This is a genomic window from Pseudomonas sp. 05N431 (assembly GCF_056397005.1).
The window spans coordinates 66,341-92,078 of record NZ_JBFTMN010000010.1 but is presented as its reverse complement, the minus strand read 5'-3'; the positions used below and the strand labels follow the sequence as shown (position 1 = coordinate 92,078).

At 58.2% G+C, this 25,738-nt stretch carries 20 protein-coding genes; 14 read left to right on the top strand and 6 right to left on the bottom strand.

Translation table 11 applies throughout. The features are described 5' to 3' along the window. Nucleotide 1 precedes the first annotated feature (1 nt). The gene (locus tag AC1DIG_RS18905; RefSeq protein ID WP_477768524.1) at nucleotides 2–718 is read right to left on the bottom strand and encodes an LrgB family protein; all 717 of its coding nucleotides are present in this window, start codon (nucleotides 716–718) and stop codon (nucleotides 2–4) included. Continuing rightward, the gene (locus tag AC1DIG_RS18900; RefSeq protein WP_477768523.1) at nucleotides 718–1,080 is read right to left on the bottom strand and encodes a CidA/LrgA family protein; all 363 of its coding nucleotides are present in this window, start codon (nucleotides 1,078–1,080) and stop codon (nucleotides 718–720) included. Before AC1DIG_RS18900 ends, AC1DIG_RS18905 begins: the two co-directional genes overlap by 1 nt. 194 nt (nucleotides 1,081–1,274) lie before the next feature. On the opposite strand from AC1DIG_RS18900, the gene AC1DIG_RS18895 reads away from it, so the two are divergent. From AC1DIG_RS18895 to AC1DIG_RS18885, 3 genes are all read left to right on the top strand, one after another. After that, nucleotides 1,275–1,730, top strand: coding sequence for a MaoC family dehydratase (locus AC1DIG_RS18895; RefSeq protein ID WP_477768522.1), 456 nt, complete (start codon nucleotides 1,275–1,277; stop codon nucleotides 1,728–1,730). Between the two features lie 245 nt (nucleotides 1,731–1,975). Further along, nucleotides 1,976–3,694 (top strand): C13 family peptidase, encoded by a 1,719-nt coding sequence (locus tag AC1DIG_RS18890; RefSeq protein WP_477768521.1) that lies wholly within the window; start codon nucleotides 1,976–1,978, stop codon nucleotides 3,692–3,694. Nucleotides 3,695–3,722: 28 nt separating this feature from the next. Continuing rightward, nucleotides 3,723–4,364, top strand: coding sequence for an oxidoreductase (locus tag AC1DIG_RS18885; protein WP_477768520.1), 642 nt, complete (start codon nucleotides 3,723–3,725; stop codon nucleotides 4,362–4,364). A 136-nt stretch (nucleotides 4,365–4,500) separates the two neighbouring features. On the opposite strand, the gene AC1DIG_RS18880 is transcribed toward AC1DIG_RS18885, so the two are convergent. The 4 genes from AC1DIG_RS18880 to AC1DIG_RS18865 form a co-directional block, all read right to left on the bottom strand. Then, nucleotides 4,501–4,785: a YceK/YidQ family lipoprotein gene (locus AC1DIG_RS18880; protein WP_216744398.1), complete on the bottom strand. Its 285-nt coding sequence runs from the start codon at nucleotides 4,783–4,785 to the stop codon at nucleotides 4,501–4,503. After that, nucleotides 4,778–5,410 (bottom strand): flavin prenyltransferase UbiX, encoded by a 633-nt coding sequence (ubiX, locus tag AC1DIG_RS18875; protein ID WP_477768519.1) that lies wholly within the window; start codon nucleotides 5,408–5,410, stop codon nucleotides 4,778–4,780. The genes AC1DIG_RS18880 and ubiX overlap by 8 nt, the downstream gene beginning before the upstream one ends. After that, a complete protein-coding gene (mpl, locus tag AC1DIG_RS18870) occupies nucleotides 5,407–6,756 on the bottom strand; it encodes a UDP-N-acetylmuramate:L-alanyl-gamma-D-glutamyl-meso-diaminopimelate ligase (protein WP_103317538.1) in 1,350 nt (449 codons plus the stop codon). The genes ubiX and mpl overlap by 4 nt, the downstream gene beginning before the upstream one ends. A gap of 189 nt (nucleotides 6,757–6,945) precedes the next feature. Next, nucleotides 6,946–8,862 carry a sigma-54-dependent Fis family transcriptional regulator gene (locus AC1DIG_RS18865; RefSeq protein ID WP_477768518.1) on the bottom strand — a complete coding sequence of 639 codons (1,917 nt, stop codon included), beginning with the start codon at nucleotides 8,860–8,862 and terminating at the stop codon, nucleotides 6,946–6,948. A 451-nt stretch (nucleotides 8,863–9,313) separates the two neighbouring features. Between AC1DIG_RS18865 and exaC the strand changes: the two genes are divergently transcribed. The 11 genes from exaC to AC1DIG_RS18810 all read left to right on the top strand — a co-directional run bounded on the left by exaC (nucleotide 9,314) and on the right by AC1DIG_RS18810 (nucleotide 25,505). Further along, nucleotides 9,314–10,834, top strand: coding sequence for an acetaldehyde dehydrogenase ExaC (exaC, locus tag AC1DIG_RS18860; protein WP_477768517.1), 1,521 nt, complete (start codon nucleotides 9,314–9,316; stop codon nucleotides 10,832–10,834). A gap of 296 nt (nucleotides 10,835–11,130) precedes the next feature. Beyond that, nucleotides 11,131–12,501 carry an ethanolamine permease gene (gene eat, locus AC1DIG_RS18855; protein WP_477768516.1) on the top strand — a complete coding sequence of 457 codons (1,371 nt, stop codon included), beginning with the start codon at nucleotides 11,131–11,133 and terminating at the stop codon, nucleotides 12,499–12,501. Nucleotides 12,502–12,702: 201 nt separating this feature from the next. Then, on the top strand, nucleotides 12,703–14,097 hold the full coding sequence (locus AC1DIG_RS18850; protein WP_477768515.1) for an ethanolamine ammonia-lyase subunit EutB: 1,395 nt from the start codon (nucleotides 12,703–12,705) through the stop codon (nucleotides 14,095–14,097). 11 nt (nucleotides 14,098–14,108) lie between these two features. After that, a complete protein-coding gene (eutC, locus tag AC1DIG_RS18845) occupies nucleotides 14,109–14,933 on the top strand; it encodes an ethanolamine ammonia-lyase subunit EutC (RefSeq protein WP_477768514.1) in 825 nt (274 codons plus the stop codon). A 129-nt stretch (nucleotides 14,934–15,062) separates the two neighbouring features. Beyond that, nucleotides 15,063–15,524, top strand: a complete 462-nt coding sequence (locus AC1DIG_RS18840; RefSeq protein ID WP_054594225.1) for a GNAT family N-acetyltransferase — start codon at nucleotides 15,063–15,065, stop codon at nucleotides 15,522–15,524. 289 nt (nucleotides 15,525–15,813) lie between these two features. Continuing rightward, nucleotides 15,814–16,470 carry a DedA family protein gene (locus tag AC1DIG_RS18835; RefSeq protein WP_054594226.1) on the top strand — a complete coding sequence of 219 codons (657 nt, stop codon included), beginning with the start codon at nucleotides 15,814–15,816 and terminating at the stop codon, nucleotides 16,468–16,470. A 6-nt stretch (nucleotides 16,471–16,476) separates the two neighbouring features. Further along, on the top strand, nucleotides 16,477–17,289 hold the full coding sequence (locus AC1DIG_RS18830) for a M90 family metallopeptidase (RefSeq protein ID WP_477768513.1): 813 nt from the start codon (nucleotides 16,477–16,479) through the stop codon (nucleotides 17,287–17,289). Between the two features lie 122 nt (nucleotides 17,290–17,411). Beyond that, the gene (gene ppa / locus AC1DIG_RS18825) at nucleotides 17,412–17,939 is read left to right on the top strand and encodes an inorganic diphosphatase (RefSeq protein WP_019693833.1); all 528 of its coding nucleotides are present in this window, start codon (nucleotides 17,412–17,414) and stop codon (nucleotides 17,937–17,939) included. Between the two features lie 230 nt (nucleotides 17,940–18,169). Further along, a complete protein-coding gene (locus AC1DIG_RS18820) occupies nucleotides 18,170–18,919 on the top strand; it encodes an XRE family transcriptional regulator (RefSeq protein ID WP_477768512.1) in 750 nt (249 codons plus the stop codon). Nucleotides 18,920–19,572: 653 nt separating this feature from the next. Continuing rightward, entirely contained in the window at nucleotides 19,573–24,885 is a 5,313-nt protein-coding gene (locus AC1DIG_RS18815) for a DEAD/DEAH box helicase (protein ID WP_477768511.1), read from the top strand. Next, the gene (locus AC1DIG_RS18810; RefSeq protein WP_477768510.1) at nucleotides 24,882–25,505 is read left to right on the top strand and encodes a hypothetical protein; all 624 of its coding nucleotides are present in this window, start codon (nucleotides 24,882–24,884) and stop codon (nucleotides 25,503–25,505) included. Before AC1DIG_RS18815 ends, AC1DIG_RS18810 begins: the two co-directional genes overlap by 4 nt. Nucleotides 25,506–25,738 lie beyond the last annotated feature (233 nt).

The window sequence follows — 25,738 nt, the reverse complement described above, 5'->3', positions numbered from 1 at the left end:
CTTACACCACCATCGACACCGCCAACGGCAGGAAAACCGCCGTGGCCACGCCCATCAGACTCATCGCCAGCGCCGCGAAGGCGCCGCACTCTTCACTTTCCTGCATCGCCACCGCCGTCCCGACCGCGTGGGCGGTCATACCCAGCGCCATGCCGCGGGCTTCAGGGCTGTGCACACCGAGCCGGTTCAACAGGCTCGGGCCGAAAATCGCGCCAATCACCCCGGTGATCAACACGAACACCGCCGCCAGCGCCGCCACTCCGCCAATCTGCTCGGCCACCAGCATGGCAATCGGCGAGGTGACCGATTTGGGCGCCATGGTCATCAGGATCATGTGCTCGGCGCCAAACCACCAACCCAGCAGCACGCCCATGCCGGTGGCAACCACACCACCTATCACCAGCGTAGTAAATATCGGCCAGAACAGCTGTCGAATCCGCCGCAGGTTCAGGTAGAGCGGCACCGCCAGTGCAACGGTCGCCGGCCCCAGCAGAATGCTGAGGATCTCGGTGCTTTTGCGGTATTCGGTATATGTCAGCCCACAGGCGAGCAACACGCCGATCACCAGCAGCATCGATACCAGCACCGGCTGCAGGAAGATCCAGCGGGTTTTCTCGAACGCCGCCAGCACCAGTTGATAGGCGCCCAACGTAACGCCGATACCGAACAACGGGTGATGAACCACTGCCGCCAGCGCTCCCTGCCAGTCGAAGATCATTACGACTCCTCCGAACGAACAGCGTGGCGCTTGACCAGCCGCTGCATCAAGACCCCGGCGAACGCCATGGACAGCAGCAGCGACAACACCAGTGCACCAACGATGGCCCAGAAGTCCGCCGCGATATCGGCGGCGTACACCATCACGCCCACCGCTGGCGGCACCAGCAGCAACGGCAAATAACGCAGCAGGCTGCCGGCGGCCAGGCTCAGGGGCTCAGCCACTTCGCCACGAATGACCAGGAACCCCAGCAGCAACAGCAGGCCGATAATCGGCCCCGGCAGCACCGGCAATAACAAATGGTTGAGGGCCGTGCCGAGCAATTGAAACAGCACCAGCCAGGTCAGGCCGCGTAGCAACATCCGTCATCTCCAGCAAAACTCGTCCCCACAAGCGGGCCGGACATTATAAGCATGGCACTCGCTATGCATGGGTATTCGCCAAAGGTATGGATGCTTGACCGGACCAAATCGCCATGATGATCTAAGGTGGTTGTTCAGGGGCCAAATCCCCACCCGAAAAAACTATAAAACCGATGAACCCAAGGAGAGTCTCAATGCCCTATGTTCCCGTTGCAGAGCTCAAAGATTATGTCGGCAAGGAACTCGGACGTTCCGAATGGCTCACGATCGATCAGGACCGCATCAACCTGTTCGCTGAAGCTACAGGCGATTATCAGTTCATCCACGTTGACCCGGTAAAAGCCGCACAAACCCCGTTTGGCAGCACGATCGCCCACGGTTTCCTGTCGCTGTCGCTGATCCCGAAACTGATGGAAGACATCCTGGTCCTGCCACAAGGCGTGAAGATGGTCGTCAACTACGGCCTGGACAGCGTGCGCTTCATTCAACCGGTGAAGGTCGACTCCAGAGTCCGGCTCAAGGTCGAACTGAGCGACGTCACCGAAAAGAAACCCGGCCAATGGCTGCTCAAGGCCACCGCCACGCTGGAAATCGAAGGCCAGGAAAAACCGGCGTACATCGCTGAACCGTTGTCGCTGGCGTTCGTGTAACCCTCACCCGATGCGAAACGAACCGACCGCGTAAAAACGTAGCGAGCGAAGGAAAGACAAGGCGAAAAAAGGTGAGGACGCGGAGTTTACGTGCTGTAAATGAGCAGTCCGAACCTTTTTTTCAACGCAGTATTTCCGAGCGCAGTAGTTTTTACGCGGTCGGAGCCCTACGCTGTTTCGCACAGCTCTATATATCAGACACATAGCTGCGGCATACTCCCTCGCCTAATTGCCCGGATCCCGCTATGCGCTCACTTGCACCCCTTGCCCTGACCCTGTTGCTCACCGCGTGTGGTGACGGCGAATCGCTGTTGCCGCCTGACGCACGCCTGCCCGATGGCGGCCGCTATCGGGGTGATCTGGTCAATGGGTTGCTGCAAGGCCAGGGCCGGATCGACTACCCGAACGGCAGCTGGTACGCCGGTCAGTTCGACAAGGGCCAGTGGCACGGTCAGGGCGAATGGCACGGCAGCAACGGCGAGGTTTACCGCGGGGAATTCCAGCAGGGGCTGTTCCATGGTCAGGGCACGCTGACCACCAACGGCAGCAGCTACACCGGCGGCTTCAAACTCGGGCGGCGCGACGGTGAAGGCACCCTCAAAGAAGACGGCATGACCTACCGTGGCGAGTTCAAGGCTGATCAGTATTCCGGCCTCGGCCGCCTCGAACTTGACGACGGCAGCCAGTATCAGGGCCAGTTCGCCAACGGCAAACCCAACGGTGAAGGCCAGCGCGGCGATGCCAGCGGCAACCAGTTCACCGGTACTTTTGTCGACGGTCAGCTGGAAGGCAACGGCACCTTCAGCAGTGCCGAGGGCGACAGCTACGTTGGTGGTTTCAAACAGAATCAGCTGGATGGCAAAGGTCGCTACGAGAACGCCGACGGCGACGTGTGGGTCGGCCAGTTCAAGGAAGGCGCGCTGAACGGAAAAGGCGAATTGATCGGCGCCGACAACAGCCACTACATCGGCCAATTCAGTGATTGGCGTTTCACCGGTCAAGGCCGCTTGAACCTGGCGGACGGCAGCTTCTACATCGGCGAGTTCAATAACGACAGCTATCAAGGGCACGGCACGCTGGTGCTGACGGATGGCACCGTGCAAAGCGGCGACTGGATCAATGGCCAGCGTGTACGCGATGCCAATGGCAAGTTGCTGCCGGACACCCTCGAGCTGGGGTTGCTGGCGCAAGGGCGTCTGCTCGACGACGCGCTGGCCAATGTGCCCGCCTCGACCCCGGCGATCGAGCTGTACACCCTGACCGTGGGCGGCGACGGCAAGCAGAGTGTGTTCCTGCGCGAGTCCGATTACGTCAGCAACATGCTCGCCAGCCGCTTCGGCGCCTATGGCCAGATCCGCCTGGTCAACCATCGAGACCATCTCGGCGACCGGCCGATGGCCACGCGCGAGAACCTGCGCCGCGCCGCCCTGACCCTGGCCGAACGCAGCGGGCCGGAAGACCTGGTGTTCATCTACCTGACCAGTCACGGCACCCAGGAACACGAACTGGTGCTCGATCAACCGCGCATGGAACTGGCCGACTTGCCGGCTGACGAATTGGCCGCCGTCCTCGCGCCGCTGAAAAACCGCGACAAGATCATCGTTATTTCAGCCTGCTACTCCGGCGGTTTCATCCCGGCACTCAAAGACGAACGCACACTGATCATGACCGCCTCGCGCGCTGACCGCGTGTCGTTCGGTTGCTCGGAAGAGGCAGACTTCACTTACTTCGGCGACGCCTTGTTCGTTCAGGCACTGAACCAGACCGACGATCTGGAGCAGGCATTCAAACTGGCCAAGGCCACGGTCGCCGAGCGTGAACTGGCAGACAGCTTCGAGGCCTCCGAACCACAGATCTGGGCGCCAAAAGGGGTGTTGGCGCATTGGCAATTACTGCGCAAGCAACAAGCACGCAAGGCACTGCAAAGTGCTGCATTAACCAGCAAGGAAGCAAAGAGCAACTAAGCTGAAACAGTATCAAGGGGGAAACATTATGTACTTGACGCCTCAGCATGTATTGCTCGCTGGAGCCACCGGCCTGGTCGGTGAACACTTACTCGATCGGCTGCTCAACGAGCCGACCATCAGCCGCGTACTGGCACCGTCACGCCGACCACTGGCTGAACATCCTCACCTGGAAAACCCGGTTGGCGATCCGGCGGTGCTTCTCCCCCAACTCAGTGGCCGCGTCGACATTGCCTACTGCTGCCTGGGCACGACGATCAAACAGGCCGGCTCCGAACAAGCCTTTCGCGCAGTCGATCTGGACCTGGTGGTGGCGTTCGCCAAACGTGCACGGGAAATGGGCGCACGACACATGATCGTAATCAGCGCCCTGGGGGCCGATCGCAGATCCTCGGTTTTCTACAACCGGGTCAAGGGCGAGATGGAATACGCATTGCGCGCACAGAACTGGCCGCAACTGACCATCTGCCGGCCTTCCCTGCTACTGGGTGATCGGGTTGAACCGCGACTCGCCGAACAACTGGCAGGCCCGCTGTCCAAACTGATTCCCGGCAAATACCACGGCATCGAAGCCTGCCAACTGGCCCGCGCGATGTGGCGGCTGGCGCTGGAAGAACAGGATGGCCTGCGGATTGTCGAGTCCGACGAATTACGCAAACTCGGCAAATAGATCGGCGGTGACCGGGCGTCCGTCATCGCGAGCAAGCTCGCTCCCACACTTGATCGGCGCCAATCACATAATTTTCATTCACTGAAGATCTAATGTGGGAGCGAGCTTGCTCGCGATAGAGCGCGGCAGCGCTCTGCTACAACCCGCCAGTCGCTTGAAACCCAACCCCTAACACCGTCAACACCGACAGCGGCAACAGCAGCGTGTCGAGTAGCGCGCTGGCCGGCAGGTCGATTCCGGGGTAGCTCGGTGCTTCGGCGCCAAAATGATCCTTGGCGCAGCAACCGCCGTCCAGCGCGTACAGGTCAAGGCGCATCCCCGAGTACACCACTGGCGCGCCAGGCTTGGCCGCGTCCAATGTACGCGCGGTGGCGCAGCCGCCCAATTGCAGGGCGAGCAGCAGACTCAATAGCTTATTCATCGCTGCTCATATGGTGCTCGCCCCAACGCGGCAGCATGTCTTGCGGGATGTTCAACAGATTGAGAATCCGCGCCACGACAAAGTCCACCAGATCATCGATGGTCTGCGGCTGGTGATAGAAACCCGGCGAGGCCGGCAGTATGGTCACGCCCATGTTCGACAGCTTGAGCATGTTTTCCAGGTGAATACTGGAATACGGCGCCTCGCGTGGCACCAGAATCAACTGCCGACGCTCTTTCAAGGTCACGTCGGCGGCGCGCTCGATCAGGTTGTTGCAGGCGCCTGTGGCAATTGCCGACAAGGTCCCGGTCGAGCACGGCACCACCACCATCGCAGCCGGCGAACCGGAGCCCGAAGCCACGGGCGACATCCAGTCTTCCTTGCCATACACCCGAATCTGTCCAGCAGCCGCGCCGGTGTATTCGGTGAGGAAGGCCTGCATCATCTGCGGTTTCGGCGGCAGCGTAACGTCGGTCTCGGTCGCCATCACCAGTTGCGCCGCCTTGGAGATCAGGAAGTGCACCTCGCGGTCTTCGCGCACCAGACAATCGAGCAGGCGCAAACCGTACTGGGCGCCGGAAGCGCCGGTCATGGCCAGCGTGATGCGATCCGGACCATTACTCATTTAAGCGCCTCGGCCAATTTGCCATGCAGGCCGCCGAAGCCGCCGTTGCTCATGATCACCACGTGGGTGCCCGGTTTGGCCTGGCTCTTCACTTGCTCGATAATCCCATCCAGCGAGTCGCAGACCATCGACGGCACGGTGCACAGCGCAGCAACAGCGGGCAAGTCCCAGCCGAGGTTGGCCGGTGCATACCAGATCACCTGATCGGCATCGACCACGCTTTCCGGCAAACCGTCCCGGTGCGCGCCGAGCTTCATCGAGTTGGAACGCGGTTCGATGATCGCAATCAACGGTGCGTCGCCGATGCGTTTGCGCAGACCGTCAAGGGTGGTCGCAATGGCGGTCGGATGGTGAGCGAAGTCGTCGTAGATGGTGACGCCGTGAACTTCAGCGACTTTTTCCATGCGCCGCTTGACGCTCTTGAACGCGCTCAACGCCGCAATGCCCATACTCGGAACCACGCCCACATGCCGCGCAGCCGCCAGAGTGGCCAAGGCGTTGGCAACGTTGTGCTGGCCGGTCATGTCCCACTCGACCACGCCTTGGGCGACGCCTTCGAACATCACTTCAAACTTCGAGCCGTCTTCGCTGAGCAACTTGACCTGCCACTGCCCGCCGGCGCCGGTGGTTTGCACCGGGGTCCAGCAACCCATTTCGATCACGCGCTGCAACGCAGGTTCGGTGGTCGGATGGATCACCAGGCCTTCACTCGGGATGGTCCGCACCAAGTGGTGGAACTGTCGCTCGATGGCCGGCAGATCGGGGAAGATATCGGCGTGATCGAACTCAAGGTTATTGAGGATCGCGGTACGCGGACGGTAGTGAACGAATTTCGAACGCTTGTCGAAGAAGGCGCTGTCGTATTCATCGGCTTCGATCACGAAGAACGGCGTATCACCCAGACGCGCCGACACCGAGAAGTTCTGCGGCACGCCGCCAATCAAAAAGCCCGGGCTCATGCCGGCGTGCTCCAGCACCCAGGCGAGCATGCTGCTGGTAGTGGTTTTACCGTGAGTGCCGGCCACCGCCAGTACCCAGCGACCTTGCAGCACGTGGTCGGCCAGCCATTGTGGACCGGAGACGTACGGCAGGCCTTTGTTCAAGACGTATTCGACCGCCGGGTTACCGCGCGACATCGCATTGCCGATCACCACCAGATCCGGGGCAGGATCAAGTTGGGCGGGATCATAGCCTTGCGTCAGCTCGATGCCCTGCGCCTGCAACTGAGTGCTCATCGGCGGGTAGACGTTGGCATCAGAGCCCGTCACATGATGGCCCAGCTCTTTGGCCAGGACCGCCATCGAACCCATGAAAGTGCCGCAAATACCCAGAATATGAATGTGCATAGTCAACCTCGTAAAACATCGAGGCAGGTTAGCGTAGAGGGCCGAAAATCGCACTCTTTAGGTGATGGGCTGGCTTTACTGATCGTTCCCACGCTCTGCGTGGGAATGCCTCAATGGACGCTCTGCGTCCGATTTTGGGACGCAGAGCGTCCCGGGCTGCATTCCCACGCGGAGCGTGGGAACGATCAGTTACCGGGCAATCCCGTGTTTACGCAGTTTTCTATAGAGGGTGTTGCGGCTGACCCCCAGTTGTTCAGCGGTATGGGTCATGTGCCAACGCTGCTGCTCCAGGGCATTGAGCAACGCCAGGCGTTCGGCATCGTCCAGTGGATATTCGGACACCTCTTGCGCCTGCGCCAACACTGGAGCCGGCCGGGCCTGGCGAATCATCACCGGCAAATCCTCAACCCCGATCCGCCCGCCATCGCACAATGCCGCCAGGGTCCGCAGCACATTGCGCAATTGCCGCACGTTACCCGGCCAGGCGAAGTCGAGCAGCGCCTGTCGCGCCGCAGCGTCAATCAGTACCGCCTCCCCGCCCGACTCTTCAGCCAGCAAAAAGTCCAGCAACTGGGATTTGTCGCTGCGCTCACGCAACGCCGGCAAAGCGATTTCCAGGCCATTAAGGCGGTAATACAAATCTTCTCGGAAACTGCCGTCCTGCACCCGCTCAAGCAAATTACGGTGAGTGGCACTGATGATCCGCACGTTGACCGGCAGCGGCTCGCCACCGATGGGTACCACCTGCCGATCTTCCAGCACCCTTAATAGTCGGGTTTGCAGCGCCAGCGGCATGTCACCGATTTCATCAAGGAACAGCGTGCCGCCATCGGCCTGCTGCAACTTGCCGCGCATGCCCTCTTTGCGTGCGCCAGTGAAACTGCCGCCGCGATAACCGAACAGTTCGCTCTCGATCAAGCTTTCCGGGATCGCCGCACAGTTGAGCGCGACGAAGGCTTTTTCCGCACGCTGACTGGCCTGATGCACGGCCTTGGCGAAGGCCTCCTTACCTGAGCCGGTTTCACCGTTGATCAGCAGCGGCACATCACGCTCAAAGACCCGCAAGGCTTTACGAAAATCAGTCTGCAGCCCTTCATCCCCCAGGCAAATGCCCGAAAATGCCGGGCGCTCGGCAATGACCGGCGGTTGCAGCACCGGGGTCGGGATGCTGCGGGGCTGGCCGCGCAGCAGCGCAAACAGCACCCGCCCGTCGCGGGTGCGCAATGGCCAACTGGCGCTGGCATTGACGCTCGCGCGCCCCAGCAGTTCGTCCAGCGAGCAATCGAAAAACGCCTCGACCGGCTGACCCAGCAATCCGCCACGAATATGCCCCAGCAGGTTCAACGCGCTCTGATTGACCGCGCTGATCCGCCCTTCGCCGTCGAACGCCAGCAGCCCTTCGCTGAACAGCCCGACCGACTCGGCCTGCAAGTGAAAGCGCAGCAGCCATTGATTGTCGAAGTAACGCAGGAAGTAGCAGCTCTCGATCATCTTCGCCGAGAGGTTGACCAGCGCCATGGTGTGGAACTGGCTCTGACGCGAGACATCGTGGCGCGCCGACGAAACGTCGAGCACCGCCAGCAGTTCGCCGTGCGGGTCGAACACCGGGCTCGCGGAACAGGTCAGCCCTGTATGACGTCCCCGAAAATGCTCATCCTGGTGGATGGTCAGCGACTGCCGCTCCACCAGGCAGGTGCCGATGCCATTGGTGCCTTCGCAGGCTTCGCTCCAGTCGGCGCCAAGCCAGAGCCCTGCGCGTTCGAAAATCTTCCGTTCGGCAGGCGCGGTGACACAGTTGAGGATCACCCCGCGGGCGTCGGTCAACAGCACGGCGTGGCCGGCACCGGAGAGTTGTTGATGCAGGCTGGTCATTTCACCGCCGGCAATCTGCAGCACTTGCTGCAAGCGCTCGCGACTCTCCAGCACACGACCGTGCTCAAGCACCGTCGGCGCCATGGTCAGGGCCGGGTCGAGGTGATAATCCTCAAGACAACGCAGCCAGGAACGGGCGATGGACGGATCGCTACCCGGACCGTGCAAATGCGATTTGCCTTGGGTCACGGTCAAGACTTGCTGGGCATGGCGACTCAAATGGTTGCTGTGCATTTCTTATTATTCTCCCCGTAGGGCCTGGCTCGTTCCCGTAGCAGCTGCCGCAGGCTGCGTCCGGCCGCGAAGCGGTCGTAAATCTGAATCCCGCTTCTAACTGAACAACCGCGACCAACCAGATTGCGAGCGCTTCGCCCTCGAACGCAGCCTCCGGCAGCTGCTACAAAAGCAAAGCGAAGCAATCGCGTGAGGCCGAGCATCCTCCAGCGCCGCGAGTATTGCAATGCTGGCTTGACCACCAAGTCACGGGCTGTGCCACAAGCGGTACAAACTGTCACAAGGCCTGTACCGCATCCGTCACAGAACCCGAATCACCACCCCCTCGAAAAAACCATAAGCCCTTGATTTACCTGCCCCGCAAAGCACTGGCCCGACCTTTGCTCTACGCTTCTCAAGCGCTTACTGCGCGTACTCCCTTATAAGCACAAAAGCCAAGGAGATACTCACCATGCGTTACGCTCACCCAGGTACTGAAGGCGCTATCGTTTCGTTCAAGAGTAAATACGGCAACTACATCGGCGGCGAATTCGTCGCGCCTGTCAAAGGTCAGTACTTCACCAATACCTCTCCGGTCAACGGCCAACCAATTGCCGAATTCCCCCGTTCCACGGCCGAAGACATCGAAAAAGCCCTGGACGCTGCCCACGCAGCCGCCGATGCCTGGGGCAGCACTTCTGCTCAGGCGCGCTCGCTGGTGCTGCTGAAAATCGCCGACCGCATCGAACAGAACCTCGAAGTGCTGGCGATCACCGAAAGCTGGGACAACGGCAAAGCCGTACGCGAAACCCTCAACGCCGACATTCCGCTGGCCGCTGACCACTTCCGCTACTTCGCCGGTTGCCTGCGCGCTCAGGAAGGCAGTGCCGCGGAAATCGACGGCAACACCGTGGCTTATCACATTCACGAACCGCTGGGCGTGGTCGGGCAGATCATCCCGTGGAACTTCCCGATCCTGATGGCTGCCTGGAAACTTGCCCCGGCGCTGGCCGCCGGTAACTGCGTGGTGCTCAAGCCCGCCGAGCAAACCCCGCTGGGCATTACCGTGCTGCTGGAGCTGATCGGCGACCTGCTGCCGCCCGGCGTGCTGAACGTCGTGCAAGGTTTCGGCAAAGAAGCCGGTGAAGCCCTGGCCACCAGCAAACGCATTGCCAAAATTGCCTTTACCGGCTCGACGCCGGTCGGCTCGCACATCATGAAATGCGCTGCCGAAAACATCATTCCGTCCACCGTGGAACTGGGCGGCAAATCGCCGAACATCTTCTTCGCCGACATCATGCAAGCCGAACCGGCCTTCATCGAAAAAGCTGCCGAAGGCCTGGTACTGGCGTTCTTCAACCAGGGCGAAGTCTGCACCTGCCCGTCCCGCGCGCTGGTGCAAGAGTCGATCTACGACGACTTCATGAAAGTGGTGATGAAGAAAGTCCTGCAAATCAAACGTGGCGACCCGCTGGACACCGACACCATGGTCGGCGCCCAGGCGTCCGAGCAGCAATTCGACAAGATCCTTTCGTACCTGGAAATCGCTAAAGGCGAAGGTGCCGAGTTGCTGACCGGCGGCAAGGTGGAAAAACTCGAGGGCAATCTGGCAACCGGGTATTACATCCAGCCGACCCTGCTCAAGGGCACCAACAAAATGCGCGTGTTCCAGGAAGAAATCTTTGGCCCGGTGGTGAGCATCACCACCTTCAAGGACGAGGCCGAAGCCCTGGCGATTGCCAACGACACCGAGTTCGGCCTCGGCGCCGGTCTCTGGACCCGCGACATCAACCGCGCCTACCGCATGGGCCGGGCGATCAAGGCCGGTCGCGTCTGGACCAACTGCTATCACCTGTACCCGGCCCACGCTGCGTTCGGCGGTTACAAGAAGTCCGGCGTTGGTCGTGAAACCCACAAAATGATGCTCGACCACTACCAGCAAACCAAAAACCTGCTGGTGAGCTACGACATCAACCCGTTGGGCTTCTTCTAAAAACCGGGGGCGACGCTGATGTTTCGGCGTCGCCCTTCAAATGGCTATCGCGAGCAAGCTCGCTCCCACAGGGGTTTTGTGGTGAACCTACCTGCGTGGGCTGACGCAAGTCCACTGTGGGAGCGAGCTTGCTCGCGATGGCGTCCCAACTGACACACCGAATATTGCCCTGCCGCTCTGGCACGGGCTTTGCGTGCCCGCTCGACAGATTAACCGCTGCGTGAACAGCGTCGATCCACCCAAACCGCCACACCCGAAAGTCCAACAGATCGAACAATAAAAAACAGAGAGGACTTATGACTTCTTCAACAACGCTCAAACCCACACTCGGCACCTTGCACCTATGGGGCATTGCCGTCGGCCTGGTGATTTCCGGCGAATACTTCGGCTGGAGTTACGGCTGGGGCACCGCAGGCACCCTGGGGTTCCTCGTCACCGCGTTGATGGTGGCGACGATGTACACCTGCTTCATCTTCAGTTTCACCGAACTCACCACCGCGATTCCCCACGCTGGCGGGCCCTTTGCCTACAGCCGACGGGCCTTTGGTGAAAAAGGCGGCTTGATCGCCGGAATCGCCACGCTGATCGAATTCGTCTTTGCGCCACCGGCCATTGCGATGGCCATCGGCGCCTACCTGAACGTGCAATACCCGGATCTGGACCCGAAAATCGCCGCCGTCGGCGCCTACTTCGTGTTCATGGGCCTGAACATCCTCGGCGTCAGCATCGCCGCGACCTTCGAACTGGTGGTGACCGTTCTGGCGGTAGCCGAACTGCTGGTGTTCATGGGCGTGGTTGCACCGGGCTTCAGCTTCAGCAACTTCGTACTCAACGGCTGGTCCGGTTCCAATGAGTTCACCGTCGCCTCGATCCCCGGCATCTTTGCGGCGATCCCCTTTGCCATCTGGTTCTTCCTCGCCATCGAAGGCGCGGCCATGGCTGCCGAAGAAGCCAAGGACCCGAAACGCACCATTCCACGGGCCTACGTCAGCGGCATCCTGACCCTGGTGTTCCTGGCGATCGGCGTGATGGTGATGGCCGGTGGTGTGGGCGACTGGCGTCAACTGGCGAATATCAACGACCCGCTGCCTCAGGCAATGAAAGCTGTGGTCGGCAACAACTCCAGCTGGATGCACATGTTGGTGTGGATCGGCCTGTTCGGTCTGGTGGCAAGCTTCCACGGGATCATCCTCGGCTACTCGCGACAGTTCTTCGCCCTCGCTCGAGCCGGCTACCTGCCTCGCGGCCTGGCCAAGCTCTCGCGCTTCCAGACCCCGCACCGGGCGATTCTGGCCGGCGGCGTGATCGGCATCGCAGCGATCTACAGCGACGGGCTGGTCAACCTGCAAGGCATGACCCTGACTGCGGCGATGATCACCATGTCGGTGTTCGGCGCTATCGTGATGTACATCATCAGCATGCTCAGCCTGTTCAAACTGCGCAAAACCGAGCCGTTGCTGGAACGCACCTTCCGCGCCCCGGGTTATCCGATCGTGCCGGGGATTGCGCTGTTCCTGGCGGTGGTCTGCCTGGTGGCGATGGCCTGGTTCAATACCTTGATCGGGATGATTTTCCTCGGTTTCATGGTGGCCGGCTTCATCTACTTCCAATTGACCGCCAAACAGCGCTTCGACGCACCGGCGGACGCGATGCTTACGGGTATCTGAGTCGCACCGGCGCCGGGCAACTTTCCCGGCGCCTGCATTATTGAAGTGCACTGAGACCAGTGTGGGAGCGAGCTTGCTCGCGATAGCGGTCTGACATCCGGCACATGCGCTGAATGACACACCGTATTCGCGAGCAAGCTCGCTCCCACAAGGGGTCAGCGGTGTATTTGAGTCACTTACAGAATCAAGAGGACACCGCTCATGGCTGCATTTGCCCATACCGTCGGCGCCCGGACCTACCGCTTCGATGGCCTCAAGGAAGTCATGGCCAAGGCCAGCCCGGCGCGCTCCGGGGACTTCCTGGCCGGCGTCGCCGCCCTGAACGATGGCGAACGGGTCGCCGCGCAAATGACCTTGGCTGATATCCCGCTCAAGCATTTCCTGCAAGAAGTACTGATCCCTTACGAATCCGATGAAGTCACCCGGCTGATCATCGACACCCACGATGCCCATGCCTTTTCAACTGTCAGTCACCTGACCGTCGGCGGTTTTCGCGACTGGCTGCTCAGCGATGCGGCCGACGAGCAGAGCCTGCGGGCGTTAGCCCCCGGCCTGACCCCGGAAATGGCCGCCGCCGTGTCGAAGATCATGCGCGTGCAGGACCTGGTGCTGGTGGCACAGAAGATCCGCGTGGTGACCCAGTTTCGCGGCACCATGGGCCTGCGCGGGCGCCTGTCGACTCGCCTGCAGCCCAACCACCCCACCGACGAACCCGCCGGGATTGCCGCGAGCATTCTCGACGGCCTGCTGTATGGCAACGGCGACGCGATGATCGGCATCAACCCGGCCACCGACAGCATCGCTTCGATCTGCGCCATGCTGGAAATGCTCGACGCCGTCATCCAGCGCTACGAAATCCCGACCCAAGCCTGCGTGCTGACCCACGTCACCACCTCCATCGAGGCGATCAACCGTGGCGTGCCGCTGGACCTGGTGTTCCAGTCGATCGCCGGCACCGAAGCGGCCAACGCCAGTTTCGGCATCAGCCTGAGCGTGCTGCAGGAAGGGTATGAAGCAGGTTTGAGCCTCAATCGCGGTACGCTGGGGCAAAACCTGATGTATTTCGAAACCGGCCAGGGCAGCGCGCTCTCGGCCAACGCCCATCACGGCATCGACCAACAAACCTGCGAAACCCGCGCCTACGCCGTGGCACGGCACTTCAAGCCGTTTCTGGTGAACACCGTGGTCGGCTTCATCGGCCCGGAATACCTCTACAACGGCAAACAGATCATCCGCGCCGGCCTCGAAGACCACTTCTGCGGCAAGTTGCTTGGCGTGCCTATGGGCTGCGACATCTGCTACACCAACCACGCCGAAGCCGATCAGGACGACATGGACACCTTGCTGACGCTGCTCGGCGTGGCCGGGATCAACTTCATCATGGGCATCCCCGGTTCCGACGACATCATGCTCAACTACCAGACCACGTCGTTCCACGACGCGCTCTACGCGCGCCAGACCCTGGGCCTGAAACCGGCACCCGAGTTTGAGCGGTGGCTGGCACATATGGGCATTTTCACCCAAGGTGACGGCAAGGTGCAGTTCGGCAACAACCTGCCGCCGGCCTTCCGCCAGGCCATGGCGCAACTGGGATGAGTGATCTTCTGATGGATAAACCAACTGTCGACGCGCAAAACCCCTGGCTGGGCCTGCGCCGCCTGACCCCGGCACGCATCGCCCTGGGTCGTACCGGCACCAGCATGCCGACCGGCGCGCAACTGGATTTCCAGTACGCCCACGCCGAGGCCCGCGATGCCGTGCACCTGCCCTTCGACCATGCGGGGCTCAGCCAGCAACTGGCCGAGCGCGGGCGCGACAGTCTGCTGCTGCACAGCGCCGCCAGCGATCGCCACAGTTATCTGCAGCGGCCAGACCTGGGGCGCAAGCTGAGTGACCCGTCCGCGCAAAAACTGCGCGAACACGCGCTGGCCAACCCGGGCGGTGTTGATCTGGCGATCGTCGTGGCCGACGGCCTGTCAGCGCTGGCGGTGCATCGACATACCTTGCCGTTTCTGGCGCGCATGGAAGAACAGACTCACGCCGAAGGCTGGTCGTTGTCGCCGGTGATTCTGGTGGAACAGGGTCGCGTCGCCGTGGCTGACGAAATCGGTGAATTGCTGGACGCAAAAATGGTCGTGATCCTGATCGGCGAACGCCCTGGACTCAGCTCGCCAGACAGTCTCGGCTTGTATTTCACCTATAATCCAAAGGTCGGCCTGACGGACGCCTATCGCAACTGTATTTCCAATGTCCGCCTTGAAGGCTTGAGCTATGGCATGGCGGCACACCGTTTGCTGTACTTGATGCGCGAGGCCTGTCGACGGCAGCTGTCGGGGGTCAACCTGAAGGACGAAGCCCAGGTCCAGACTCTTGGGTCGAAAGATGACGCTGATATGAAAGGAAATTTCCTACTGAGTCCGCCGAATGCCTGATCCGTATTTGAATTGCGTTTTTGCTCCGCTTTCAGGCAGAGTCGACGAACGGCTGCCCGAGTAATGAAACGATTGCCGTCGTATCCACTGGAAACTGCCGCCCTATTTACTTGAAAGTTGAGGCTTAGCATGCGGATTACTCAAGCAACCCTCGAGCACCTGGACCTTCTGACGCCGCTGTTCGTCAAATACCGCGAGTTTTATGGCTCGCTGCCTTATCCAGACTCGTCCCGGGCCTTTCTGGAAAAGCGCCTGCGGCGCAAGGAGTCGGTGATCTATCTGGCCCTGCCCGATGATGACGACAACAAACTGCTGGGTTTTTGCCAGCTGTACCCAAGCTTTTCGTCCCTGTCGCTCAAGCGCGTGTGGATCCTCAACGATATCTACGTCGCCGAAGATGCCCGTCGCCAACTGGTTGCCGACAACCTGATGCGCACCGCAAAGAAAATGGCCAAGGAAACTCAGGCTGTGCGCATGCGCGTGTCGACCAGCAGCGACAACAAAATTGCGCAGAAAACCTACGAATCCATCGGTTTTCGCGAAGACACCGAGTTCAAGAACTACGTCTTGCCGATCAGCGAAGAGCTCTGAGCCAGAATCGGACACTGTGGGAGCGAGCTTGCTCGCGATTCAGGCGCCTCGGTGTATCAGTCATACCGAGCCGATGCTATCGCGAGCAGGCTCGCTCCCACAAAGTTCAGTACCGAACCACCGATCCGACTTGGAAATCCCTCGCTACAAACTCGACACGCTTTTCACTTTTCAGTCCGTATAATCACGAACCTTACGGGCTGTAAGAAAAACTCCACAGCCCTGTAGCCATTTTTCCAAAATATTCGCACAGGCCTGCCGAGTCGGGTCGTTACCACAGGTGCCCACCATGGATTTCAACCCGATCGACCTAATCCTGCATCTCGATGTTTACCTCGACTTGCTGGTGACCAACTACGGGCCATGGATCTACGCCATCCTGTTCATGGTGATTTTCTGCGAAACCGGCCTGGTGGTGATGCCTTTCCTGCCAGGCGATTCGTTGTTGTTCATCGCCGGCGCGGTAGCGGCCGGTGGCGGCATGGACCCGGTGCTGCTGGGCGGCTTGTTGATGCTGGCGGCGATTCTCGGTGACAGCACCAACTACCTTGTCGGGCGAACGGCCGGCGAAAAGTTGTTCAGCAATCCGAATTCGAAGATCTTCCGTCGCGATTACCTGCAACAAACCCATGACTTCTACGACAAGCATGGCGGCAAGACCGTGACCCTGGCGCGCTTCCTGCCGATCATCCGGACCTTCGCACCGTTCGTCGCCGGCGTGGGCAAAATGCCTTACCCGCGCTTCTTCGCTTTCAGCGTATTTGGCACCATCCTCTGGGTCGGCGGCCTGGTAACCCTGGGTTATTTCTTCGGTAACGTGCCGTTCATCAAGAAGAACCTGTCGTTGCTGGTGGTGGGCATCATCCTGCTGTCGCTGGTGCCGATGATCATTGGCGTGATCCGCAACCGCCTGGCCAACGCGAGCTCCAAAGCCGCGTCGCGCTGAGCGTCCATGTGGTTCCTCAACGCCTGGCGCCGCCGGCGCACGCTGGCCAAACACCCCGTTGCCGATGAAACCTGGCAGCGGGTGCGCCAACACCTGAGTTTTCTCGACGGCCTCAGCGAGGCCGAAGACCGCTGGCTGCGCGAAGCCGCCGTGCTCTTTCTGCAAGAAAAACACCTGACCTGCCTGCCCGGCGTCGAACTGCACCAGGAGCAGCGCCTGTTGCTCGCCGCGCAGGCACAATTGCCGTTGCTGCACCTGGGCGATCTGAACTGGTATCAGGGCTTCCACGAAATCGTGCTTTACCCCGACGACTTCCTCAGCCCGCAGCGCCATCGCGATGCCAGCGGTGTCGAGCATGAATGGAACGGCGAGCACAGCGGCGAAGCCTGGCAACAAGGGCCGATCATTCTGGCCTGGCCGGGCGTGATGGCCAGCGGGGGCTGGGAAGGCTACAACCTGGTGATCCACGAACTCGCGCACAAACTCGACATGCTCAACGGCAATGCCAACGGTTTGCCGCCACTGCACAGCGACATGCGCGTCAGTGACTGGGCGAAGGTCATGCAACATGCCTACGACGACCTTAATCGCCAACTGGATCGCCATCCGCACGCCGACACGCCGATCGATCCTTACGCGGCGGAAAATCCCGCCGAATTCTTCGCCGTCACCAGTGAATACTTCTTCAGCGCCCCGGATCTGCTGCACGCAACTTATCCACAGGTCTATCAGCAACTGCAGCTGTTTTACCGCCAGGACCCGCTGGCCAGGCTTGAGCAACTGCAAGCCACACATCCGGGCTATCAGGCACACGACTAGCGTCCTGCCAGGGTCTATACGACCTCTGGTACGTGGCGCAGGCGACGGAATATGCCTATAATCGCCGCCACTTTTTGGTCAATCCGGCCAAGTCATTTGGCCACTTACGGGGGCACCGCCCAATGAGCTACAGCAAGATTCCGGCTGGCAAAGACCTGCCGAACGACATCTACGTCGCGATCGAGATTCCGGCCAACCACGCGCCGATCAAATACGAAATCGACAAAGACAGCGATTGCCTGTTCGTTGACCGTTTCATGGCCACCCCAATGTTCTACCCGGCCAACTACGGTTACATCCCGAACACCCTGGCAGACGACGGTGATCCCCTCGACGTGCTGGTTGTGACTCCTTACCCGGTTGCTCCAGGTTCGGTAATCCGCGCGCGTCCAGTCGGCATCCTGAACATGACCGACGACGGCGGCGGCGATGCCAAAGTCATCGCTGTGCCACACGACAAGCTGTCCCAGCTGTACGTTGACGTGAAGGAATACACCGACCTGCCAGCGCTGCTGATTCAGCAGATCGAGCACTTCTTCGCGAACTACAAAGATCTCGAAAAAGGCAAATGGGTGAAGATCGAAGGCTGGGACGGCGCAGATGCCGCTCGCGCCGCGATCATGAAGTCGGTTGCTGCCTATAAAGGCTGAGACGGCATTGGCTGAACGCCACTGACCTCTTGAAGAAACCCCGGTTATCCGGGGTTTTTTTATGAGTGTTAAAACATCAAGATAAACAGTGTGTTTAATGAAACAAAGTCTGACGTTTATAAGCGTTTAATATGAACTAACAATATCCTGCACTACAGCTGAATATTCCCGCGAAAATTGACCCGGTTGTTTATTTAATCCGAGCACCCCGGCCCGTAAACTCCGTATTCATGAAAAAACACAAATGCGGCCCACGCTTCAAAGCACTCCTGAAAGAGGTGAACATCACCCCGACGGCATTCGCGGCCTTCTGCAACGTCGAACCCCAGCATGTGAACAACTGGTACACCCGCGGCGTTCCCTACCCGCGCATGGAACAAATCGCCCGTTTGTTAAGTGTAAACAGCCAATGGCTGCTCAACGGCGAGGGCCCAAGACATCCAGGCCCGGGACAACTGACGGATCAGACCGGCAACGTTTTCGACGCGCAAGAAACCCGTGGCGTGTACACCGTGAACGTCGATTCGCTCGATGTAGAAATCCCGCTGTATAACGAAGTCCCCACGGCCCCAGGTGCCAGCGACACCCAGGTCTCTGAAATACCCGGCGAATTCATCCGCCTGCCGCGACACTACCTCGAAAGCCTGGAAATCGAACCAGCCCAGGCCATCTGCGTGCCGATGGTCGGCGACAGCATGTCGGAGAAAATCGAAGACGGCTCGACCCTCGCCATCGACCGCAGCCTGACCCAGGTCGTCGACGGCCAGATCTACGCCCTCGAACACGCCGGCATGCTGCGCATCAAATACCTGCACCGCCTCCCCTCCGGCGCCCTGCGACTGCGCAGCCACAACAGCAACGACTACCCCGACGAAATCTTCAGCGCCAAACAGATCGAAGAACAAAACATCGAAATCCTCGGCTGGGTGTTCTGGTGGTCCACGCTGAACAAACAGAGGCCACCGGTGCCGTTCAGTTGAAACCAAGTCGCCCTTTTAAGCAGCACGACGCTCTGGATAGCACTTCACGCTGGGAATTCCCCACAAAAATCAGTATGCTGCGCCCCACATTTGCATCGACCCACCCTGTGCTGGTCCGATCGCACCGACAAGGCAGATGACTTTCTCGCCAAGTCCCACAGCCGGACGCAAGATCCGGGTGTACGTTTTGAAGGCTGGTGCGGTTTACCAAAAATGAACCAAGCCAGTCCCCGAGAAGCCGGCCACAAGCCGGCTTTTTAATGCCTGAAAGGCACGCAGAATGCGGGCTGGATACGGAACACCATCTTTGACCCACACTTTGACCCACACCCAAGCTCGGAGTTAGCAGCAGGTTCGCGATCTGAATTTGTGTGGGGCATGCTCATCAATCGCTTCAAACTCGTGATGCCGTGAGGGTGGATCAATTCGACTTATCGAGCGGATTCATTATCTGAGAAGGCGTCGTAGAGCCATCCAGCAGTCTCTGAAGCTTTCAGCCCTTTCGAAACCTTCAGCGGAAACAGGATAGAACCCGCAGACCCCCTTGTGGTTTAGCCCATAGCGTCGTTACTCTCTCCGCCGCTCAGATGTGCGCATCAAGCTGACATCGTCCAACTCAAGAAAACGCTCTAGTTTTAGGAACAGTGATAGTCATGGACCTTCAAGAATTGTTTGACATTTATCGCAGCTCTTCGCGGTCAGAGCGCGAGAAGGGTGATTATTTTGAACGCTTGATTCGCGTTTTCCTTGAGAAGGATGACACGCAGAAGCAATATTTTTCTGAGGTCGTACCTTTTGCCGATTGGGCGAGGTCCCAAGGGTGGAATACGACTGACACCGGGATTGACCTGGTTGCGACGCTCTCTGACGGCTCCGGCTTCGCTGCAATCCAATGCAAGTTCTACTCGCCTAATCACGTCATCCAAAAGCCAGACATCGACAGTTTCATCTCGGCGGCATCTAACGCTCTGTTCACCCGCCTAATCATTGCCGACACCACCCGCAAAGAATTCGGGAAAAACGCGAAAGATACCCTCGATAAATTGTCGAAAGATTGGAACCGGATTGGGCTCAATGAGCTTGAGGCCAGCCGGATCAACTGGTCGCAGTTCATCCGCACTGGCACGATTAGCCTTGCACCCAAGAAAAAACTACATGACCACCAGGCTGACGCCCTGAAAGCGGTCATGGAGGGTTTGTCTGAGGCTGACCGAGGCAAGTTGATCATGGCCTGTGGCACCGGCAAGACCTTCACAGGATTGCGGATCGCCGAAGCTATGGCGGGCAAAGGAAAACGAGTTCTCTTCATGGTCCCCTCGCTCTCGCTCATGTCTCAGACTGTGCGCGAATGGAAGAAAGACTGCCAAGACGATTTCACGGCGTTTTCTGCCTGTTCGGATACCAAGATCGGCCAAAATACGGATGCCGATAGCCTCGATCTAAACATCCATGACCTTGCCTTTCCGGCCACGACAGATCCGGAGCGGCTTGCCGGCCAGGTCAATAACGCAGCCATTGATAGGATGACTGTCGTCTTCGCGACCTATCATTCGATCGATGTATTATCGCGAGCCCAAAAGCGATACGGTCTACCCGAGTTCGACTTAGTCATATGCGACGAAGCGCATCGCACGACAGGCGTAACTCTCAAGGATGAAGACGACAGCACGTTTGTCCGTATCCACAGCAACGATTACGTGACCGCGAATAAGCGGCTTTACATGACGGCCACACCCCGTATTTTCGGGGATATGGCCAAACGCAAGGCCGACGACCATGACGCCGAACTCACGTCTATGGACGACGAGACAAAGTTTGGCAAAGACTTATTCCATCGCGGCTTCGGTTGGGCGGTCGAAAATGAGTTGCTGACCGATTACAAGGTGATCGTCTTGGCGGTGGACGAAGGGCTAATCTCATCCACTATCCAGAACCGTCTCAAGGATGGCGCTGAACTGACCCTCGACGACGCGACCAAGATCATCGGTTGCTACAAGGCGCTGACGAAGTCTGACCTCGCCGCAGATCTGGAATTCGATCTGAGCCCGATGCGCCGTGCGTTGATCTTCTGCCAAAGCATCGCCAAATCTAAGGTCATCGAGAAAGAGTTCACGCAAGTCGTCGATGAATATACCGGTAACGAACTGGTCGACGATACTAGGGCTCTCTGCACAGAGGTTCGCCATGTCGACGGTAGCTACAATGCTAGCGCGCGTGAGGAATTGCTGAGCTGGCTCAAGGCAGACGCGGGAGACGACACCTGCCGTATCCTGACCAATGCCAAAGTGCTCTCGGAAGGCGTTGATGTGCCTGCCCTAGATGCGATCATGTTCATGCACCCGCGAAAAAGCCAGGTGGATGTGGTGCAATCTGTAGGGCGCGTGATGCGCCGCGCCGACGGTAAAAAACTGGGCTACGTCATCCTCCCTGTCGCCATTCCACCCAACACCAAGCCGGAAGTGGCGCTAAACGACAACGAGCGCTACAAGGTCGTATGGCAAATCCTCAATGCTTTACGTGCCCATGATGAGCGCCTTGACGCCCGCATTAACCAAGCCAAGATTGGCGAGGATATTAGCGACAAAATTGAGCTGGTGCGTATCTCTTCAGAATCTGAGCTGGAAGAGCTGACTGCCGTTGTCGATGACTTTGCAACCTCCAAGAACAAGACCGCCAAAGATAGGGCAGGCATCGGCGGCGAAACCAGCGAATACCTCAAAAGAGAGGTATTCGAGCAGGGCTCATTGGTTTTTGACGAGTTTACCCGCGCCATCATGGCGAAGATTGTCGAGAAATGCGGGACCCGCGACTATTGGCATACCTGGGCGAAAGATATCGCCGATATTGCCCAGACACATATCACCCGGATCACCACCATCATCGCCAAAGAAGGAGCAGAACGCACAGCTTTCCTCGCGTTCCTCGATGAGTTACGTGACGACCTGAACCCTGAAATCAGTGAAGCCGAAGCCATCGAGATGCTCGCCCAGCACCTCATCACCAAACCGGTATTTGATGCACTCTTTAAAGGCAGCCGCTTTACCAAGGAAAACCCTGTATCCCGTGCGATGGAGATCGTGCTGGGCCAGCTCCACGAACACAACTTGGAGAAAGAATCCGATAGCCTCGCCAAGTTCTACGCAAGCGTGGAGCGCCGCGCCACTGATGTAAAAACCGCGCATGGTCGCCAAACCCTCATTACCGAGCTTTACGACAAATTTTTCAGCACTGCCTTCCCCGTTCTCACCAAGCGTCTCGGCATCGTCTATACCCCGGTCGAGGTGGTGGATTTCATCATCCATTCAGTCAATGACGTGCTCAAAGCTCAGTTCGGCCAAACTCTTGGATCGAAGGGCGTGCATATCCTGGACCCCTTCACCGGCACTGGCACATTCATCACCCGCTTGCTGCAATCGGGCTTGATCGGCCGGGACGAACTGGAGCACAAATATAAGCACGAGATCCATGCCAACGAGATCGTGCTGCTGGCCTATTACATCGCAGCTGTAAACATCGAGACGGTCTATCACGAACTGGCCTTTGGCTCGCTCTCCGCCAACGCGCCCTATGACCCGTTCGAGGGCATCCTGCTAACCGACACGTTCCAAATGTATGAGCAAGAGCGCGATATGGTCGCCAACCTCTTACCCGACAACTCGGAGCGCCGGACCAAGCAGAAGGCACTGGATATTCGCGTGATCATCGGTAATCCGCCGTATTCCGCCGGGCAGGAAAGCGCAAACGATAACGCGCAGAAGGTTGACTACCCGCAACTGGATGCGTCGATCCGGGATACCTACGCCGCTCACTCAACGGCGTCGTTGAAGACGGGGCTCTACAACAGCTATATCCGAGCCTTCCGTTGGGCGAGCGATAGGATCGGCAATGCCGGTGTGATGGCCTTCGTCTCTGGCAGCGCATGGATCGAACGATCATATGCTGACGGAATGCGCAAATGTCTGGCTGAGGAGTTCAGCGACCTTTACGTTTTCCAACTGCGTGGCGACATCCGCAAAAACATATTGTCAAAAGGTGCTGCGCGCGAAGGACAAAACGTATTTGACTCAGGCAGCATGAGCGGCATATCTATCGCTGTTCTAGTAAAAAATCCTGACGCAAAAGTAAATGGCCGCATTCACTTTCACGATATTGGTCCTGACCTTACGACGAAACAAAAACTGAACATCATCCGCGACTTTGCCTCTGTTGACGGTATAACAAAGTCGGGCGGGTGGAGCGTAGTCCAACCGGATGAGAAAAACGATTGGCTCGATCAAGTGGACCGCAGTTTTGACCGTTTCATGCTGCTTGGCGACAAGCGCAGCAAAGACGAACCGCTGATTTTCGAAGACTTCTCGAATGGGTTGAAAACCCAACGCGACGCATGGGCCTATAATTTCTCTCCCACTAAACTGATGGCCAATATGGGCCGGATGATCGAGACCTACAACGAGGCTGTCGATCTCGTCGGCGGCCAACCAATTGACGAGATTAAGAAAGCCGTCGATTACGATGCAAAACGTATCTCGTGGAGTGACCACCTATTTGCTGGGGTAAAACGAGGCGCGCGCGCGACAATGGAAAGCGGCATCGCCGCGAAATCTCTCTATCGCCCCTTTGAACGTTCATGGGCGTTCTATTCCGCCCAGTTCAATGATCGTCGCGGGCAGCTTCCGCGGATTTTCCCCAACGTACACGCAGATAACTTGGTTATTCAGGTTTCCGGGATTGGGGCTCGGGCAGGCTTTGCATCACTCATGATGAATTCTCTACCGAACCTTCACACCGTAGACTCTGGCCAATGCTTTCCTCTTTATCTCTACGAGGAAATTCAACCCGAAGTAGGCCTCTTTGCCACGGTGGGCGATCAAACCAACGGCCTCACTCGCCGCGACGCCATTACCGATGAAGGTCTAGCGCATTTCCAGACAGCCTATCCGGGCGAGGAGATCAGCAAAGAGGACCTGTTCTATTACATATACGGCCTACTGCACTCGCCGGATTACCGCGAGCGGTTTGCCAACAACCTCGCAAAGCAACTGCCCCGCATTCCGGCCGTCAACAGTTTTTCAGATTTCGCAGCTTTCCGCGATGCAGGTCGGGCCTTAGGCGATCTGCATGTGAATTTCGAGACAGTCGCGCCCTACATGGTCACATACAAAGAGGGTGATCACCGTTTGATCACTGAGGCCGAAACGAACTCCAAGAAATTCTATCGCGTCAAAAAGATGAAGTTCGGCGGCAGAGGTAAAGAGCAGGACCGCACTACAGTCATATACAACGAACATATAACTATGCAGAACATCCCCCTGGCGGCGTACGACTACGTAGTCAACGGCAAGTCTGCGCTGGATTGGGTGATGGATCGCCAGGTCGTCAAAACCGACAAAGCCAGTGGTATCGTCAACGATGCCAACGACTACGCTAACGAGACAGTCGGTGATCCGAAATACCCGTTGGAACTCTTTCAACGAGTGATCACCTTGAGCCTAGAAACAATGCGAATCGTGCGGGGGCTTCCGCCGTTCGAAGTGAAAACTGACGACAATCCCATCGTTCGTACCATTGACGAACTAAAATCCGCTATCAATGGGCACTGGAAAAATTTGCCAGCCGCCACTACGGCTTTGAAGATTATCGATGCTATTGGTGACGGTGAGGCGGCGGCGAAAAGCTGGCGCGTCGGGGATATTCTGGGGATGCTGAATAAAACTGAGCTAACCCCTGATGTAGTCGCAGCACTGGCGATCTTGGTTCAATCCGAATACGCGATCTTCCGCGCGTCCGCTGAATTCATTGGCGAAGATGACCGACGTCACGAGCTTTCAGCTGAAGATTTCCAGAGTGTTCTAGACGTAGACTCCGTTTTGCATCCTGTGACGCGCGAGGTGGTCGCCCGTGCATCAGAACGTGTTGTGCCGTTCTTTGAACTTGAAAGGGATATCTTCGGAGGGCGGATTCAGTGAGCATCAATGCGGACTCCCTCGCCATCTTACGTATTCAAGTCGCCGGCACACCGATGGAACCTGGAATTGACTTCGTTTTAGCCCAAAATCACAAAGCGAGAGTGGATGCAGTACAACGCGCGGTCGATTTTGCTTGCAATAACTTGGTCAAGCATCGAGACAAAAAGCAGGAAGACGATGAAGACGGACTAACTGTTCAAGTCTGCGGCATGCTCACTCATTCCGGAATTAAGGCAACACACAACGCAGCCATTGGCGGTCACTGTGACGTAGTCATTGAAGCAAAAAATGATTTCCTTTGGTTAGCAGAAGCGAAAAAACACAGCGACTATGCGTGGCTGGACAAGGGATTCAAGCAACTCTCTACCCGGTATTCGACGGGCAATCCCGGACAGGACCATGGGGAAATTTTAATATACTGTTTTGTTCAAGACGCGAGAGCAATGCTAGAAAAATGGAAAGGCGCATTAGTTGTTCGTAACTCTAATGTTACCGTCAACAACAATATGGATGACAATCCATTGGCCTTTCAATCGATACATAAACATGAGTGCTCTGGCTTAGACTTCCACGTTCGACACAAGGTCGTGACGCTGTACTGGGACCCTAAAGATAGGTGAAAGCCGAACGTAGCAGAGAAGCCTTCGACTCATACCCCCTCCCCTCTGTTCGGTTGAACACGAGTTGGTTGTAGTGCAGTAAGCCGCAAGGATGCGGCGTAAGACGTTTGTAGCAGCCGTAAAACTGAGATGCTGAGCTGTCGTCCGGAGTTTTCACGCTACGTGGCCCAGAGCGGCAGAGAACGACCAATAGCTGCCTCTCGCGCCAGGTAGAAACAGACTCAAGGCAGCTA